A 14,371-nucleotide genomic window follows, 5' to 3' on the forward strand; every position below is an offset into this window, starting at 1 on the left:
CGCTTCAGCTTTCCCACGGCGTGCAGGGCGGAATCTCGCACACCGGCGCCACGTCAATCGACTTGAAATCGGCCGGCGAGACGATTTCGAGGTATTCCATGTCGGGCGAGTAATCGAACAGGTAGTGGCTGATGCCGGGGCTCTGATGCACCACGTCGCCCGCTTCCACCAGCGTTTCCTTGTCGCCGTACATGAAGCGCGCCCAGCCCGTGATCATGATCACAATCTGGAAATCCGCCTCATGGCGGTGCCAGCCCGTGCCGTTTTCTGGTGCCATATTGGCCCTGACAAGGTGCGCAATCACCTTTCCATGGGTCGCCTCGGCGATGCCCAGGTCGCGGTAGAGAAAGAAGTCACGCAAGCCGCCCGGCAGATAGGGCGTATCGCCCGGTTTGACATGCGAAAACTTGGTCACGGTGAGGTCCGGCATGAAAAAGCTCCTGTTCAGTCACTGTCAACAAAAGAATGCTGCGCTGCACAAAGCAGGAAATGTTCCAGAACATTTTTTACCATGCGGATCAGGCCGCTGCTGGACCAGACCTATTTTTTGCGGGTATTCGGTTGGCGGTTCGGTTCCGACTGGGTCCAGACATTCAAGTTTCTCCAAAGCAGCCGTTCAACATTCGAGCTGCCCGGCAGGCAACACTAGCCGCGAAGCGTCAATCTTCAGTTGTTGTCCGTGCCGAGCGACCAGTTAAAGCGCATTGTTGGATGACAGTGATACTTCATTCGATTTCCAGAATGCTAATGCACTGTGTACAGCCGCGAGTAAGGCGGCAACCAATAAGAATCCATGTGTTTTGCCAAGGGAAATCACATTGTGCGGATTTGCTAAATCACACTCTCCGCGAACATAGTCAAAGCTTGCGCCTTGGTCTAAGCAACGATCAACGGCAAGTAGATGCGCCACAACCTGCCAAGCAGCCGCTAACGAAATTGCAGCCCAGAACAGGGCTAAAAATTTGGTGACGCGCTGGCTACCCCGGCATGTACTTGGTCGGGCGGCACTAAAAAGATGGATGGCGCAGACACCAAAAAGTAGCGATAGTGATGCCCAGAGGTTTCCATTGAACAGGGCACGTTCGCCAGTAAAGAGCGACGCAGCCTGTAGGACGCCCATAAAACAGTACACGCTGGACAAAATGCAGAAAAATCCCGCGAGTCGGAAACCCCATAGTCGGACGGAAATAATGCGGATCATGTAAGTGCGTTTTAATGTTCGAGTTAAGGGGTTAGCCGGTTTGCCTAATCGCAGACATTCAACAAAGAGCTGGGGCAAAGGCCAAGCAGTTGAAGCCCTTCATTGATGAAAAAAGCATGACTCAACGCCGTAGCCTTCCAAGTAAATACCAGCAATCCACAGGCATGTACCCAAAGTCACACAGAAGGCTGTAGAAATCGCAATTCGTGCTGTCGTTTTGTGCCGTCCGCAAAGATGGGCGAACAAAAACACACAAAACACGGCAACTAGATATGGCGCGAGTGAGTAACCTTCAAGCTCAAGTGCTCGTATCGGGTCTCCCAAGGCTCCGCCCTTTAGATCTCCCGCGCAACCTGCAAGATACGACAGACGCAGATACAGTGTGACACCCGCGAACAGCAGGAAAGAAACCATGAAACGGGCAAGACGACGCACTGGATAGAACATCGCTGGAACTATATAGTGGTCTGGCGCAAACGCTCTGGTCTGACCCTCTCGCGTTTTGGACAGAGGGGTGAAAGACCGCTCCCGCTGCGATGCAGCTAATCTGCCATGCCGGGTTGTCCCTATGGATGGCGTCGGCTGTTGCCTTTCTGAGGGTCGTGTTGCGACCGGATGAAGCTGTCGGGGATAATCCCCGCCATGAGCGGCAATACCTTTGGAAATCTCTTCGCAGTCACCAACTTTGGTGAATCCCACGGCCCGGCCATTGGCTGCGTGATTGACGGCTGTCCGCCGGGCATGCTGCTCAGCGAGGCCGATATTCAGGGCGACCTGGACCGGCGCCGGCCGGGCACCAGCCGCCACGTCACGCAGCGCAACGAGCCCGACGCGGTCGAAATCCTGTCGGGCGTGTACGACGGCAAGACCACCGGCACGCCGATTTGCCTGCTGATCAAGAACACCGACCAGCGCAGCAAGGACTACGGCAACATCCTCGATACCTTCCGGCCCGGCCATGCCGACTACACCTATTTGCACAAGTACGGCCTGCGCGACCCGCGCGGCGGCGGCAGGTCGTCGGCCCGGCTGACGGCACCGATGGTGGCGGCCGGCGCGGTGGCCAAGAAGTGGCTGTTTGAGAAATACGGCACGACGTTTCGCGGCTGCATGGCGCAGATCGGCGAGGCCGTGATTCCGTTCGAGTCCTGGGAGCATGTGGCCCAGAATCCGTTTTTCGCCCCGGTGGCCGATGTCTCAAAGCTCGAAAGCTACATGGACGCGCTGCGCAAGGCGGGCGACTCCTGCGGCGCGCGCATCCGCGTGGTGGCCTGCGGCGTGCCGGTCGGCCTGGGCGAGCCGCTGTTCGACAAGCTGGACGCCGACATCGCCTTTGCCATGATGGGCATCAACGCCGTCAAGGGCGTGGAAATCGGCGCCGGCTTTGCCAGCGTGACCCAGCGCGGCACCACGCACGGCGATTCGCTGTCGCCCGAAGGTTTCATGTCCAACAATGCCGGCGGCGTGCTCGGCGGCATCAGCACCGGGCAGGACCTGGAAGTGTCGATTGCCATCAAGCCGACCAGCTCCATCATCACGCCGCGCCAGTCCATCGACATCAACGGCCAGCCAGCCGAGGTGGTGACCAAGGGCCGGCACGACCCCTGCGTCGGCATTCGCGCCACGCCGATTGCCGAAGCCATGCTGGCGCTGGTCGTCATGGAACACGCCCTGCGCCAGCGCGCGCAATGCGGCGATGTGAAAGTCAGCACGCCGGACATCATGCGCAGCCGGGGCTGAAAAGCCCGCCCACGCTGGCAATGCTGGGTCCGAGGCGGGGAGTCCTCCTACAGTCCGGGAAAAATCAAGGCCGTAAATTCGGGTTTTTGATTCTTTGAGGAGGGCTTCATGGCAGAGACTTCATCCCGGGCATCGCCCCAAGATCGCGCCGAATCGGTGGTTGACAAGCAGCGCGGCATCCAGCAGCAGCAAGACGACAAGGACGCTGAAAAATCCGCCAAATCCGGCGGCGGGCAGCCTAAAAAGCAAGCCGTCCAGGCCGGCGTGACCGAGCAGCCCGCGCCGCCCATGCCAGCGCAGCACCTCGAAAAACCGGGCCTGGAAGCCGACATGGAACTGCAGCCCAGGTTCATGGCGCCGGGCTACAAGGGCAGCGGCAAGCTCGAAGGGCTGACCGCGCTGATCACCGGCGGCGACTCGGGCATTGGCCGCGCGGTGGCGGTGCTGTTTGCGCGCGAAGGCGCCGACGTGGCGATTCTTTACCTGAACGAACATGCCGATGCCGAGGAAACGAAGCGCTGCGTCGAGGCCGAAGGCCAGCGCTGCCTGCTGATGGCCGGCGACGTGAAGGACGCCGTGCTGTGCCGCGAGGCGGTCGGGAAAACCGTGAAGGAATTCGGCAAGCTCGACATCCTGGTCAACAACGCCGCCTTCCAGGAGCATGCCGACTCGCTCGAAGACCTGACCGAGGAGCGCTTCGACGAAACCCTGCGCACCAACCTCTACGGCTACTTCCACATGGCCAAGGCCGCGCTGCCGCACCTCAAGCGCGGCGCGTGCATCATCAACACCGGCTCGGTCACGGGGCTGGAAGGCAGCGCCAAGCTGCTCGACTACTCGGCCACCAAGGGCGCCATCCATGCGTTCACCAAGTCGCTGGCCAGCAACCTGATCGACAGGGGGATTCGCGTCAATGCGGTGGCGCCCGGCCCGGTCTGGACACCGCTGAACCCGGCCGACAAGACGCCCGAGGCGATCCGGAAATTTGGCGCCGACACCGACATGAAGCGCCCGGCGCAACCCGAGGAGTTGTCGCCCGCCTATGTGTTCCTGGCCTCGCCGGTGTGCGCCAGCTACATCACCGGCATCGTGCTGCCGGTGACAGGGAGCGTCGGCGCCTGACCTTGCTGCGCATGATTTAGTGATGAAAAATGCTATTTGCGCAATATTGGTAAGCGCGGACAGCTATCAAATAAATAGCGTAATGGCGTTTGGTTGAGGCCGGCGGCAAGCGCTTAAACAGCGCTTTTCAAGCCAAACGCCGCGTGCAGATCGGCCAGTCCGCCGATCTGCACGACTTGCGCGGCCACGTCGGCGGGCACGGTTTCGGGGTCGCACATCGAATACACGCGCATGCCCGCTGCCAGTCCTGCGGCGATGCCCGGCAGGCTGTCTTCGACCACCACGCAGCCGGTCGCTTGAACGCCCATTTCGCGCGCGGCGTGAAAAAACAGCTCGGGCGACGGCTTCCAGTGGCCGACTTCGTAGGCGCTGAACACATGCTTTTCAAAATAGCCCTGCAGGCCCGACAAGCCCAGCGTCAGTTCCATCTTGTCCTGCGGCCCATTGGACGCGATGCAGTAAGGCATTCCGGCCCGGCGCAATGCTTGCAGCAACTCCGGCGCGCCGGGCATGGCCGTGATGCCGGTGCGGAACTTGTCGGCCATGGCCAGGCGCACCGTGGCCATGAACCCGGCGGGCGCGGGCCGCCCGGTATGGGTCTCGATCATCTCGATGCACAGCGCCAGGCGTCGGCCCCGGAAGTCGTCCAGCGCCTGCGCCAGGGGCAGCGAATAACCGAGCTTGCAGGCTTCTTCGTACAGCGCGGTCATGCCGCTGGTTTCGCTGTCAACCAGCGTTCCGTCGCAATCGAAAATAACGGCTTGGAGTGGGGTGGGCGCAGGGTGTGATGAGGTCATGCGCCGATTGTCAACGCTTTGCCGCCATCGCCGATAATTGCCGTTTACCCGCCGAAAACCCTTTGACGGGCATTGAGCCATGCTGAAATTTTTAGTGGACGAGCGCGAAGTCGAACTCAGCGCCATCCGGGCGCAAGGCGCGGGCGGACAAAACGTGAACAAGGTGTCGAGCGCGGTGCATCTGCGCTTTGACATCGCGGCCTCGTCGCTGCCCGACGAGATCAAGGAGCGCCTGCTGGCCCTGAGCGACAGCCGCATCACCCAGGAAGGCGTGCTGGTGCTCAAAGCGCAGCAGCACCGCACCCAGGAGATGAACCGGGCCGATGCGCTGGCCCGGCTGCAGCAGGTCATCGACGGCGTGTCCAACCCGCCCAAGCCCCGGCGCGCGACCAAGCCCAGCTATGGTTCGAAGCAGCGCCGGCTGGAAAGCAAGAGCCAGCGCTCGGCCACCAAGGAGCTGCGCGGCAAGGTGAACAAGGAATAGGATCTAGCTATTTATTTGATAGCTGTCTGCGCTTATCCACCGTGCGCAAAATCCTTGTTTGATTCAAAAAAATGCTGGCGACTGCCGGGCAGCGCTGAAATAAAACGAAACAAACCGATACCGCCGCGAGATGACCGGCCGGCCTTCACCCGGCACCATGACAGCCTTGTTCAACTGCTTCTTTGAAGAAGGAAACTCCTGTCATGAAACCCTGGATCAAACGCACCCTGTTCGGCCTGTTTGGCGCTTCACTGGTGATCGGCGGCCTGACGGCCTGCGCCAGCCGCCATCACGGCTATGACGCCGGCATGAGCGCCGAGCAATCCGCGCAGATGCGCGAAAAGATGATCGACCGCATGGCCGGCAAGCTGGACCTCAACGCCGACCAGAAAAAGCGCCTGTCCACCTTGGGCGACAAGCTGCATGCGCAGCGCCTCGCGCTGATGGGCCAGGGCAATGACCCGCGCGCCGAGATCAAGGCGCTGGTGGCCGGCGACAAATTCGACGCCGAACGCGCCCAGGCGCTCGTCAACCAAAAAACTGCAGCCCTGCAGGCCGGCAGCCCCGAGGTCATTGCCGCGCTGGCCGACTTCTACAACAGCCTGAACCCGGCCCAGCAGCAAAAGGTGCGCGACTTCATGGAACGCCGTGGCCGCTGGCCGCATCGCGGCTAAGGGCGGGTGAGCAATTGGCACCCCGTACGCTGCTGGCGCCGGTGCGGGCGCATGCAAAGACCCTGTTTGCGCCCACCGATGAAGCCCACATCGAATGGCTGGCCCTGGTGTGGGGGCCACGGTTGGACCGGGTCCACGCGCTGGGGCTGCTGCAGCGCTTGCCCCAGGTCGCTCCCCAGCTGCTGCAGGCGCTGACAGACGCCGCCGACCGTTTTGACAGCCTGGCCGGCGCCGAGCAGCAGCACCTTCGCCGCTTGATATTGCGCCACCGCAGCCGGTGGGAAAATGCCGCATGCACCGCATCCTTCTGATCGACGACGATGCGCAACTCGGCGGGCCGCTGGCGGCCTACTTTGCGCGCTTTGACATGCAGCTGGTGTGCGCGCTGCGCCCCGGCGCCGGGCTTGAGTTGATCCGCCAGGGCGGCCTGGACGCCGCCATCCTGGACGTGATGCTGCCCGAGATGGACGGCTTTGCGCTGTGCCGCCTGATCCGCAAGGAAAGTGACATCCCGATCATCATGCTCACCGCCCGGGGCGAGGTGATGGACCGGGTCGTGGGGCTGGAGTTGGGCGCCGACGACTACGTTCCCAAGCCTTTCGAGCCGCGCGAACTGGTGGCCCGCGTGCAGACCGTGCTGCGCCGCCGCGTCGCTCCGCCTGCCGCCATCGCCCCGCCGGATACCGCCCGCCTGGTGTTCGATGGCCTGGTGCTGGACCCGGTCACGCGCAGCGTGCAGCGCCAGGGCGAGCTGCTGGAGCTGACCAGCACCGAATTCGACCTGCTGCACCTGCTGGCGCGCGAGGCGGGCCGGGTCTTCAGCCGCGACGACATCTTGAGTCGCCTGCGCGGCCACGAGGCCGAGCTGTACACCCGCGCGGTGGACATCGTGGTCAGCCGCCTGCGCAAAAAGCTCGAACCGCTGGACTGCATCAAGACCCTGCGCAACGCGGGCTATTCGCTCGCGCTGGGCCGCCGCCCGGCATGAGCACCGAGCGCTTGCGGCAACGTCCGCGCTGGCACCGCCGCGCCCGGCATGCACTCGCGCATTCGCTGCGCGTGCGGCTGATGACGCTGTTCTTGCTGCTGGCGCTGGTGATGGCCGGAACCTTCTTGCTGGGCATGCAGTACGCGCTGTCCATCGGCTGGCGCGACGCCGCGCGCCCGCTGGTCGTCGATTACGTGGACCGGCTGGCCGCTGACATCGGCAGCCCGCCCAGCCAGGAGCGCGCCACGGCGCTTATTCAACGCCTGCCCTTGAGCGTTCGCATCAGCGGCCCGTTGGTCAACTGGCGCAGCCACCCGGATGCGCCTGACTTTCAGCACGGCAAGAGTTTCGGCAGGCGCTGGAATGAAGATGAGCTTCGCTTCTTCGAGCGCACCACCGCGGACGGCCACAAGATTGTGTTCGGCGTGGACGTGAAGGCCTGGCACGACCGCCCGCGCTTTGTCGGCTGGGCCACGCTGGCGGCGCTTTTGCTGCTAACCGCACTGGCTTATGCGCGCGTGCGCCGCCTGCTGCGCCCGCTGGACGACATCCGCGCCGGCGCGCTGCGCTTCGGCGCGGGCGACTTTGGCCAGCCGATTGCCGTGCGCTGCCCAAACCGGCCCGACGAGCTGGGCGAGCTGGCCGCCACCATCAACACCATGGGCGCCGACATCCGGCAGATGCTCGACGCCAAGCGCGGCCTGCTGCTGGCCATCAGCCACGAACTGCGCAGCCCGCTGACCCGCGCGCGGCTCAACACCGAGTTGCTGCCCGAAACCGCCGAGGTGCAGCCCGCCCGCGACGCCCTGCTGCGCGACCTGGCGCTGATGCGCGACCTGGTCACCGGCCTGCTGGAGAGCGAACGCCTGGCCAGCCGCCATGCCGCGCTGCAGCTGGAGCCGACTGACCTTGGCAACCTGGTGAAAGAAGTGGTTCACGAGATGAGCGCCAGCAACCCAGCCGCGCAGCGCGTCACGGTCAGCGCTTCGGCTGATGTGCCGCTTCAGATGCTGGACCGCACCCGCATGCGCCTGCTGGTGCGCAACCTGCTCGACAACGCACTGCGCCACAGCGCCGAGTCAAGCCGGCCGCCTGAAGTGACTGTCAGCGCGCAAGGGCAGGGCCTCCTGCTTGCCGTTCGTGACTACGGACCCGGCGTTGAAGAGGCCGCGCTGCCGCATCTGGCCGAACCCTTTTACCGGCCCGACAGCGCCCGCACCCGCGCCACGGGCGGCGTCGGCCTGGGGCTGTATCTGTGCAGGCTGGTGGCGCAGGCGCATGGCGGCAGCCTGGCCGTGCGCAACGCGCATCCGGGGCTGGAAGTGCGGGTGCTTTTGCCGGCCTGAAAGATCCTGCCGGCAGGCTTGGAAGTTGACGAAATCTGTTCATTTTTTGAATATGTTCTTCTTTTGTGAACAGTGCTAAATATTGAACAAGAAGTGGATTCTGTTCATAATCTGGCCATGTACGCAAACCATGAACCCTTCAATGAAACCGGCCTGATCGAGCGTGCCGCCACCGCCTTGACGCAGTTGGGGCTTGACGCGCACATTATTCAGCCCCCCGCAGATACACCCAGATTGCGGTTGGACGGCTGTCTGCGCGTGGGCAAGGGCGATGCGCAGATGACTTATGCGGTGGAAGTCAAGCGCATGCTCACGCCAGCCACATTGGGAGCCGCCACCGCGCAGATGCGTCATGCCGCCGAAGTGACCGGGCTGCCGGGCTTGCTGGTCACGGACTGCTTTTCGACGCCCATGGCCGAGAAACTGCGCGGGCAAAAGCAGCCGTTTGCCGATGCCGCAGGCAATGCTTACCTGGAAAGCCCGGGCTTGCTGGTGTATGTCACCGGACGCAAGCTGAAGGACAAGCCGGTGGCCGCCACGGTGGGAAAAGCTTTCGCCAACGCCGGGCTGAAAGTGCAGTTCGCCTTGATCTGCAACCCGGCGCTGGCCGAAGCGCCGCAGCGCGCCATTGCGGCAGCGGCCGGCGTGGCGCTGGGCGCGATTCCGGCCGTGCTGGCCGATTTGCAGCAGGCCGGTCACTTGCTGGTGCAAGGAAAACAGCGCCGCCTGAACGCCACCAAACATTTTCTGGATGCGTGGGCGCTGGACTACGCACGCCGGCTGCGTCCCAAAACCCTGCAGGCTATCTACGCCACCCCCAGCTTTGATACATGGGAACACTGGGAAATCGACCCGGCCAAGGCGCTGTGGGGCAGTGAGCCAGCTGCCCGGCTGCTGGTGCAGCATCTGCGGCCGGGCGTACTCACGCTGTATGCCGAAAAGATGCCCGTCCGGCTCCTGGTGGAGCAGCGCATGCAGCGCGTGATCAACGCCAGCGCAGCGCTGGCTGATGGGCGCGTGGTCGAGTTGCGCAAGCCGTTCTGGGGAACATTGCCCGCCGACGGGCAGCCCGGCATGGTGCCGCCAGCACTGGTCTATGCCGATTTGCTGGCCACGGGCGACAGCCGCTGCCTTGAAACTGCAGAAATGATTTATGACCACTGCCTTGCTCGACTTTTCCCTGCGGCCTGAACTGGCGCTGCATGCCCGTGTGGTGGCCGATGTCGAGGCGGTGGCAGCCCCGATGGGCATAGCCATCGTGATCACGGGCGCTTTTGCCCGCGACCTGCACTTGCTGTACGGCTACGGCATCGACATGCAGCGCAAAACCGAAGACATCGACTTCGGCCTGGCCGTTCCTGATTGGGCCGCCTTTGTCGCGCTGAAGGAGCGCTTGACCGCCAGCGGCGCCTTTCAAGCCTCGGCGACGGTTGCGCACCGGCTGCGGCACCAAAATGGTTTGCCGGTTGATCTGGTTCCGTTTGGCAGTATCGAGACGCGTGATCGGACCATTGCCTGGCCGCCGCGTGGCGATGTGGTCATGGATGTGTTTGGTTTTCGCGAAGCGCTTGCCACGGCACACCCCATCGTGTTGCCCGGCAACGTGCAGTCCAGGGTGGTGTCCCTGCCCGGACTTGCGCTGCTCAAGATCGTCTGCTGGCAAGACCGGCATTACCGTTCCCCGCGCAAAGACGCACACGATCTTCAATTGATCCTGCGCCACTACCTGAGCGCGCCCAACGAAGCCCGGCTCTGGGAAGAGTTCCTGGACTGGACGCTGGTCGATGACTTCGAGTACGAGCTGGCCGGCCCGCGCATGCTGGGGGCACGACATGCGTGCACTCCTCGACGAGCCCGGCCGCGACCTTGTTGCTGCGTTGCTGTGGGCGCAGGCTGATCCGAACCAGCCCGGTGTTTTGCCCAGCGAGATGAATGCCGCAGAACCGGAGCGGGCCTGCGCATGGCTGGGCGCGCTGTTGCGCGGCTTGCTGGACAGCTGATGACCGATGAACAGGATGGATCTCTCGTTCGGAAATGCTGAAAGGATGGGCTGGAGTTGCCTGTTCGCAAGGGTGAAGTTTGCGCTAAGGCATGGCGGCAGCCTGGCCGTGCGCAACGCGCATCCGGGGCTGGAAGCGCGGGTGCTTTTGCCGGCCTGAACGGCAATTCCGCCGGGCGACGATTCATTGCTCCGCGAAAGCACGCTCGATCACGAAATCCCCCGGCCTGGATGTATTGCCCTCTTTGAATCCGCGCTTTTCCAGCATGTGCTTGAGGTCTTTGAGCATGTGCGGATTGCCGCAAATCATCACCCGGTCATGGGCCGCATCGAGCGCCGGAAGCTTGAGGTCGTCAAACATCTTGCCGCTTTCCATGAGGTCGGTGACGCGGCCCATGGTGCGGTAGGACTCGCGCGTCACCGTCGGGTAGTACAGCAGCTGTTTGGAAAGCATCTCGCCCAGGAACTCATGCTGGGGCAGGTGCTCCGTCACCAGGTCGTGGTAAGCCAGCTCGTCGGCCGTGCGCACGCCGTGCACCAGCACGACCTGCTCGAAAGCTTCATAGGTGGCCGGGTCGCGGATGATGCTCATGAAGGGCGCCAGGCCGGTGCCGGTGGACAGCAAATACAGGCGCTTGCCGGGCAGCAGGTAGTCAATCAAGAGGGTGCCGGTAGGCTTGCGGCCCACGACGATGCTGTCGCCCACCTGGATATGCTGCAGCCGCGAGGTCAACGGGCCGTCGGGCACCTTGATGCTCAGGAATTCGAGATGGTCTTCATAGTTGGCGCTGACGATGCTGTAGGCGCGCAGCAGCGGCTTGCCGTTGACGCGCAGGCCGATCATGGTGAAATGCCCGTTGCTAAAGCGCAGTGAAGGGTCGCGGGTGGTGGTGAAGGTGAACAGCTTGTCGGTCCAGTGGTGGACGCTCAGCACACGTTCTTCGTTAAAAGCGCTCATCAGTTTGCGCGTGAAACCTCGGCCTTCAGGCCGGGGAGGTAGAGCGCGGAACACAAAGTGTTCCTTCGCTAGCGGTGGCGTACCTGTCACGTCCGTTTTTGCCACCAGTGAATAAGGTGCAGGCTTCTCACCTGCTCGGCCTTTCGGCTAGCCCGTAAGGGCCTAGTGACCCACGCCTTGCTGCGTATGTCCCCTCGGGAATGTCAGTAACCGGCTCCTACCCTTGCGAGTAGCGACTAAAACCTTCGACCCTTTACCTTTGGTCTGCATGATCCAAGCCTTGCAGAGCAGCAAACTGAGGAAGCATTTGCTGGTGCGTCTGAACGACCCATTACTAACGTAGCGGGTTGGATACCGCTTTCCCTGCTTCAACCCAGCTTTTTGGATTTCTCCGCAAGCTCCGCCCTTTAGGGCGGGGTAGTTGACGGTAATTAAATGCCTCAAGTTAGGTTCTTGGGATTTTTAACGAAAAAGTCCGGTATTTGCGAGTTTCCAGGTCTTGTATTGCAAGGAACCTGTGTAAAAAGCGAAATTTCGTATGGTTGGGGAGGTCAAAAAACGCCCAAACTGTCTGGGCTGCCAAAGAGGGCACTTCTACCTGCCAGCGCTGTATGAAGATTTTGCTACTTATTTAATAGTTGCTTGCGCACGTCCAGCTTGCGCAGGATGCCGATTTGACGTGAAAAATGGACGTAGCGGCTGTTCACAATGGAAAATGGCGCTCCTCCCGACGGCCAGCACGGCTGTTACCGCGCAGCAGTCTCCGTTTGCACCGCCGCCACCCCCGCCTCCAGCTGCCCCCGCAGCCACCGATGCGCCGCATCATGCTGGTGCCGCACATGCCAGATCATGTACATCGGCATGGGCGGGCAGGGCATGGGCGGCTCGGTGCTGGCCAGGCCGCGCAGCACGGTGGTTTGCAGCAGTCCGGGCACGGTGGCCAGCAGGTCGCTGCCGTGCATGAAGGCGGGCAGGCCGGCGAAGCCGGGCACCATCACGGCGAAGCGGCGCTGCACGCCGCGCCCGGCCAGCCACTGGTCCAGGTCCAGCGCGCGGCGCGGCTCATAGACCACGGTGATGTGGCGCGCCGCCAGGTACTCGTCCATGCCCTGCGGCGCGGCGCGCACGGCGGGGTCGTAAAACACGCGGTAGCGCGTCTCGAACAGGCGTTTTTGCAGGATGTCGCTGCCCTCGGGCGGGCGCGGGCTGATGGCGAGCTGGCAGTGACCGTGGCGCAGCATCTCCAGCGTCGGCACGTCGGATGGAATCACGCGCAGCGCCACGCCGGGCGCCTGGGCGTATAGGCGCGCCATCAGCGGCGGCAGCAGCACGTCGCGCTGGAAGTCGTTGGCGGCGATGGTGAAGGTGGTCTGCCAGCACGCCGGGTCGAACTCGCCCGACTGCGCGAAACGCTCCAGCTGGCGCAGCAACTCGCGCGCCTGGCCCGCCAGGTCTTCGGCCCGTGCGGTGGCCACGATGCCCCGGCCGCGCTTGACGAACAGCGGGTCGCCAACAATGCCGCGCAGCTTGTCCAGCAGATGGCTGACGGCCGACTGCGTGACGCCCAGGCGCTGCGCCGCGCCGGTGATGCTGCCGGTTTCCACCACCGCCACCAGCAGCTGCAACAGGTGGGCATCGAGGTTTGACCAATCGAATTTGCTCATGAATCCTATGATCATTCATCGGTTTATCTTTGGCAATGGGGCGGGAATACTGCGGGCTTGATACACATCAAGCTTGTTAAAGGAGACACCCCCGTGAGCAACCCGTTACCCAAGATTTCCAATCTTCCCAAGATTCCCGGCACCACGCCGTTCGATGGCGAGCAGGCCCGAAAAGGCTACGCGCTGAACAAGATGTGCTTTTCCTTCAACTCGGCCGACAACCGCAACGCCTTCAAGGCCGACGAAGAGGCCTACATGCGCCAGTTCGGCCTGACTGAGCCGCAGGCCGCCGCCATTCGCGCGCGCAACGTGCTGCAGCTGATTGCGGCCGGCGGCAACGCCTACTACCTGGCCAAGTTCGCCGGCATCTTCGGGCTCGACATGCAGGACATCGGCGCCCAGCAGACCGGGCTGACCAAGGACGAATTCAAGGCCCGGCTCGTCGCCGCCGGCCAGTAAACCCGCAACAACATCCAGGAGAACACAACATGGCAAAACTCATAGGCGGCCTCGGCACGTCCCACATTCCGGCCATCGGCGGCGCGATTCACAAGGGGCTGCAGCAAGACCCGTACTGGAAACCGTTCTTCGACGGCTTTCCGCCGATTCGCGACTGGCTGGGCGAGAAGAAACCCGACGTGGTGGTGATGTTCTACAACGACCACGGCCTGAACTTCTTCCTCGACAAGATGCCGACCTTCGCCGTCGGCGCCGCGCCTGAATACAACAACGCCGACGAAGGCTGGGGCATTCCGACGCTGCCGCCGTTCAAGGGCGAGCTGGACCTGTCGTGGCACATCATCAACACCCTGGTCGAGAAGGAATTCGACATCGTGACCTGCCAGGAAATGCTGGTGGACCATGCCTGCACGCTGCCGCTGAAACTGTTCTGGCCCGAAGGCGACTGCCCGGTCACGGTGGTGCCGATCTGTATCAACACCGTGCAGTTCCCGCTGCCCAAGCCGGGCCGCGTGTATGCCCTGGGCAAGGCCGTGGGCGAGGCCATCAAGTCCTGGGACAGCAGCAAGACCGTGGCGGTGATTGCCTCGGGCGGCCTGAGCCACCAGCTCGATGGCGAGCGCGCCGGCTTTATCAACAAGGAATTCGACCTTCAGTTTCTTGACAGTCTTGAATCCAACCCGGAGTGGATCACGCAGTTCAGCGTGCATGAGCTGGTGGAGAAAACCGGCACCCAGGGCGTGGAGTTGCTGATGTGGGTAGCGATGCGCGGGGCGCTGGCGGCGGCGGGCGGCGCCAAGGTGCGCCGCGTGACCGGCAACTACCACATCCCGATTTCAAATACGGCGACTGCGGTGCTGGCGCTGGAAACGGTCTGACTGGATTTGCATCGTCATCCCGGGCTTGATCGACTGCCTGCAGAAGCGCGGGTCAAGCCCA

At 62.8% G+C, this 14,371-nt stretch carries 17 protein-coding genes; 11 read left to right on the forward strand and 6 right to left on the reverse strand.

Annotation, left to right across the window (positions count from 1 at the left end; genetic code table 11):
- Positions 1-4 precede the first annotated feature (4 nt).
- From ABLV49_RS06990 to ABLV49_RS07000, 3 genes are all read right to left on the reverse strand, one after another.
- The gene (locus tag ABLV49_RS06990; protein ID WP_011802133.1) at positions 5-430 is read right to left on the reverse strand and encodes a cupin domain-containing protein; all 426 of its coding nucleotides are present in this window, start codon (positions 428-430) and stop codon (positions 5-7) included.
- A 264-nt stretch (positions 431-694) separates the two neighbouring features.
- On the reverse strand, positions 695-1,201 hold the full coding sequence (locus ABLV49_RS06995) for a hypothetical protein (protein ID WP_349280901.1): 507 nt from the start codon (positions 1,199-1,201) through the stop codon (positions 695-697).
- A 99-nt stretch (positions 1,202-1,300) separates the two neighbouring features.
- Entirely contained in the window at positions 1,301-1,648 is a 348-nt protein-coding gene (locus tag ABLV49_RS07000; protein ID WP_349280902.1) for a hypothetical protein, read from the reverse strand.
- A 195-nt stretch (positions 1,649-1,843) separates the two neighbouring features.
- Between ABLV49_RS07000 and aroC the strand changes: the two genes are divergently transcribed.
- Together aroC and ABLV49_RS07010 are read left to right on the forward strand one after the other, a co-directional pair.
- Positions 1,844-2,941: a chorismate synthase gene (gene aroC, locus ABLV49_RS07005; protein WP_349280903.1), complete on the forward strand. Its 1,098-nt coding sequence runs from the start codon at positions 1,844-1,846 to the stop codon at positions 2,939-2,941.
- Positions 2,942-3,049: 108 nt separating this feature from the next.
- Positions 3,050-4,063, forward strand: coding sequence for an SDR family oxidoreductase (locus ABLV49_RS07010; protein ID WP_349280904.1), 1,014 nt, complete (start codon positions 3,050-3,052; stop codon positions 4,061-4,063).
- A 113-nt stretch (positions 4,064-4,176) separates the two neighbouring features.
- Here the strand turns inward: ABLV49_RS07010 and ABLV49_RS07015 are convergent, their stop codons facing one another.
- Complete coding sequence (locus ABLV49_RS07015; RefSeq protein WP_349280905.1) at positions 4,177-4,860, reverse strand: HAD family hydrolase; 684 nt, start codon at positions 4,858-4,860, stop codon at positions 4,177-4,179.
- A gap of 79 nt (positions 4,861-4,939) precedes the next feature.
- Between ABLV49_RS07015 and arfB the strand changes: the two genes are divergently transcribed.
- The 7 genes from arfB to ABLV49_RS07050 all read left to right on the forward strand — a co-directional run bounded on the left by arfB (position 4,940) and on the right by ABLV49_RS07050 (position 10,249).
- On the forward strand, positions 4,940-5,344 hold the full coding sequence (gene arfB, locus ABLV49_RS07020; RefSeq protein WP_349280906.1) for an alternative ribosome rescue aminoacyl-tRNA hydrolase ArfB: 405 nt from the start codon (positions 4,940-4,942) through the stop codon (positions 5,342-5,344).
- 203 nt (positions 5,345-5,547) lie between these two features.
- Entirely contained in the window at positions 5,548-6,018 is a 471-nt protein-coding gene (locus ABLV49_RS07025) for a Spy/CpxP family protein refolding chaperone (protein ID WP_349280907.1), read from the forward strand.
- Positions 6,019-6,032: 14 nt separating this feature from the next.
- The gene (locus tag ABLV49_RS07030) at positions 6,033-6,329 is read left to right on the forward strand and encodes a hypothetical protein (protein ID WP_349280908.1); all 297 of its coding nucleotides are present in this window, start codon (positions 6,033-6,035) and stop codon (positions 6,327-6,329) included.
- Positions 6,311-7,006 (forward strand): response regulator transcription factor, encoded by a 696-nt coding sequence (locus ABLV49_RS07035; protein WP_349280909.1) that lies wholly within the window; start codon positions 6,311-6,313, stop codon positions 7,004-7,006. Before ABLV49_RS07030 ends, ABLV49_RS07035 begins: the two co-directional genes overlap by 19 nt.
- The gene (locus tag ABLV49_RS07040; RefSeq protein WP_349280910.1) at positions 7,003-8,352 is read left to right on the forward strand and encodes a sensor histidine kinase; all 1,350 of its coding nucleotides are present in this window, start codon (positions 7,003-7,005) and stop codon (positions 8,350-8,352) included. Before ABLV49_RS07035 ends, ABLV49_RS07040 begins: the two co-directional genes overlap by 4 nt.
- 117 nt (positions 8,353-8,469) lie before the next feature.
- A complete protein-coding gene (locus ABLV49_RS07045; RefSeq protein WP_349280911.1) occupies positions 8,470-9,543 on the forward strand; it encodes a type IV toxin-antitoxin system AbiEi family antitoxin in 1,074 nt (357 codons plus the stop codon).
- Entirely contained in the window at positions 9,506-10,249 is a 744-nt protein-coding gene (locus ABLV49_RS07050; RefSeq protein ID WP_349280912.1) for a nucleotidyl transferase AbiEii/AbiGii toxin family protein, read from the forward strand. Before ABLV49_RS07045 ends, ABLV49_RS07050 begins: the two co-directional genes overlap by 38 nt.
- A gap of 286 nt (positions 10,250-10,535) precedes the next feature.
- Here ABLV49_RS07050 and ABLV49_RS07055 read toward each other — a convergent pair whose 3' ends face one another.
- Both ABLV49_RS07055 and ABLV49_RS07060 read right to left on the reverse strand, forming a co-directional pair.
- Positions 10,536-11,309 carry a ferredoxin--NADP reductase gene (locus ABLV49_RS07055; RefSeq protein WP_349280913.1) on the reverse strand — a complete coding sequence of 258 codons (774 nt, stop codon included), beginning with the start codon at positions 11,307-11,309 and terminating at the stop codon, positions 10,536-10,538.
- A gap of 746 nt (positions 11,310-12,055) precedes the next feature.
- A complete protein-coding gene (locus ABLV49_RS07060; protein WP_349280914.1) occupies positions 12,056-12,973 on the reverse strand; it encodes a LysR family transcriptional regulator in 918 nt (305 codons plus the stop codon).
- 93 nt (positions 12,974-13,066) lie between these two features.
- Here ABLV49_RS07060 and ABLV49_RS07065 point away from each other — a divergent pair, with 93 nt between their 5' ends.
- Positions 13,067-13,432: a protocatechuate 4,5-dioxygenase subunit alpha gene (locus ABLV49_RS07065; RefSeq protein ID WP_349280915.1), complete on the forward strand. Its 366-nt coding sequence runs from the start codon at positions 13,067-13,069 to the stop codon at positions 13,430-13,432.
- A gap of 29 nt (positions 13,433-13,461) precedes the next feature.
- Positions 13,462-14,310: a class III extradiol dioxygenase family protein gene (locus tag ABLV49_RS07070; RefSeq protein ID WP_349280916.1), complete on the forward strand. Its 849-nt coding sequence runs from the start codon at positions 13,462-13,464 to the stop codon at positions 14,308-14,310.
- The last annotated feature ends 61 nt before the right edge of the window (positions 14,311-14,371 follow it).

The organism is Polaromonas hydrogenivorans (assembly GCF_040105105.1).
GTDB classification, from domain to species: Bacteria; Pseudomonadota; Gammaproteobacteria; order Burkholderiales; family Burkholderiaceae_C; genus Polaromonas; species Polaromonas hydrogenivorans.

What these genes read in the sequence shown, in the direction of transcription:
- ABLV49_RS07045 (WP_349280911.1), top strand. Translation starts at nt 8,470, where the DNA reads ATGTACGCAAACCATGAACCCTTCAATGAAACCGGCCTGATCGAGCGT.
- ABLV49_RS07060 (WP_349280914.1), bottom strand. Translation starts at nt 12,973, where the DNA reads ATGAGCAAATTCGATTGGTCAAACCTCGATGCCCACCTGTTGCAGCTG.
- ABLV49_RS07015 (WP_349280905.1), bottom strand. Translation starts at nt 4,860, where the DNA reads ATGACCTCATCACACCCTGCGCCCACCCCACTCCAAGCCGTTATTTTC.
- ABLV49_RS07055 (WP_349280913.1), bottom strand. Translation starts at nt 11,309, where the DNA reads ATGAGCGCTTTTAACGAAGAACGTGTGCTGAGCGTCCACCACTGGACC.
- ABLV49_RS07010 (WP_349280904.1), top strand. Translation starts at nt 3,050, where the DNA reads ATGGCAGAGACTTCATCCCGGGCATCGCCCCAAGATCGCGCCGAATCG.
- ABLV49_RS07050 (WP_349280912.1), top strand. Translation starts at nt 9,506, where the DNA reads ATGACCACTGCCTTGCTCGACTTTTCCCTGCGGCCTGAACTGGCGCTG.
- ABLV49_RS07070 (WP_349280916.1), top strand. Translation starts at nt 13,462, where the DNA reads ATGGCAAAACTCATAGGCGGCCTCGGCACGTCCCACATTCCGGCCATC.
- ABLV49_RS06990 (WP_011802133.1), bottom strand. Translation starts at nt 430, where the DNA reads ATGCCGGACCTCACCGTGACCAAGTTTTCGCATGTCAAACCGGGCGAT.
- arfB (WP_349280906.1), top strand. Translation starts at nt 4,940, where the DNA reads ATGCTGAAATTTTTAGTGGACGAGCGCGAAGTCGAACTCAGCGCCATC.
- ABLV49_RS07000 (WP_349280902.1), bottom strand. Translation starts at nt 1,648, where the DNA reads ATGTTCTATCCAGTGCGTCGTCTTGCCCGTTTCATGGTTTCTTTCCTG.
- ABLV49_RS06995 (WP_349280901.1), bottom strand. Translation starts at nt 1,201, where the DNA reads ATGATCCGCATTATTTCCGTCCGACTATGGGGTTTCCGACTCGCGGGA.
- ABLV49_RS07040 (WP_349280910.1), top strand. Translation starts at nt 7,003, where the DNA reads ATGAGCACCGAGCGCTTGCGGCAACGTCCGCGCTGGCACCGCCGCGCC.
- ABLV49_RS07035 (WP_349280909.1), top strand. Translation starts at nt 6,311, where the DNA reads ATGCACCGCATCCTTCTGATCGACGACGATGCGCAACTCGGCGGGCCG.
- ABLV49_RS07025 (WP_349280907.1), top strand. Translation starts at nt 5,548, where the DNA reads ATGAAACCCTGGATCAAACGCACCCTGTTCGGCCTGTTTGGCGCTTCA.
- aroC (WP_349280903.1), top strand. Translation starts at nt 1,844, where the DNA reads ATGAGCGGCAATACCTTTGGAAATCTCTTCGCAGTCACCAACTTTGGT.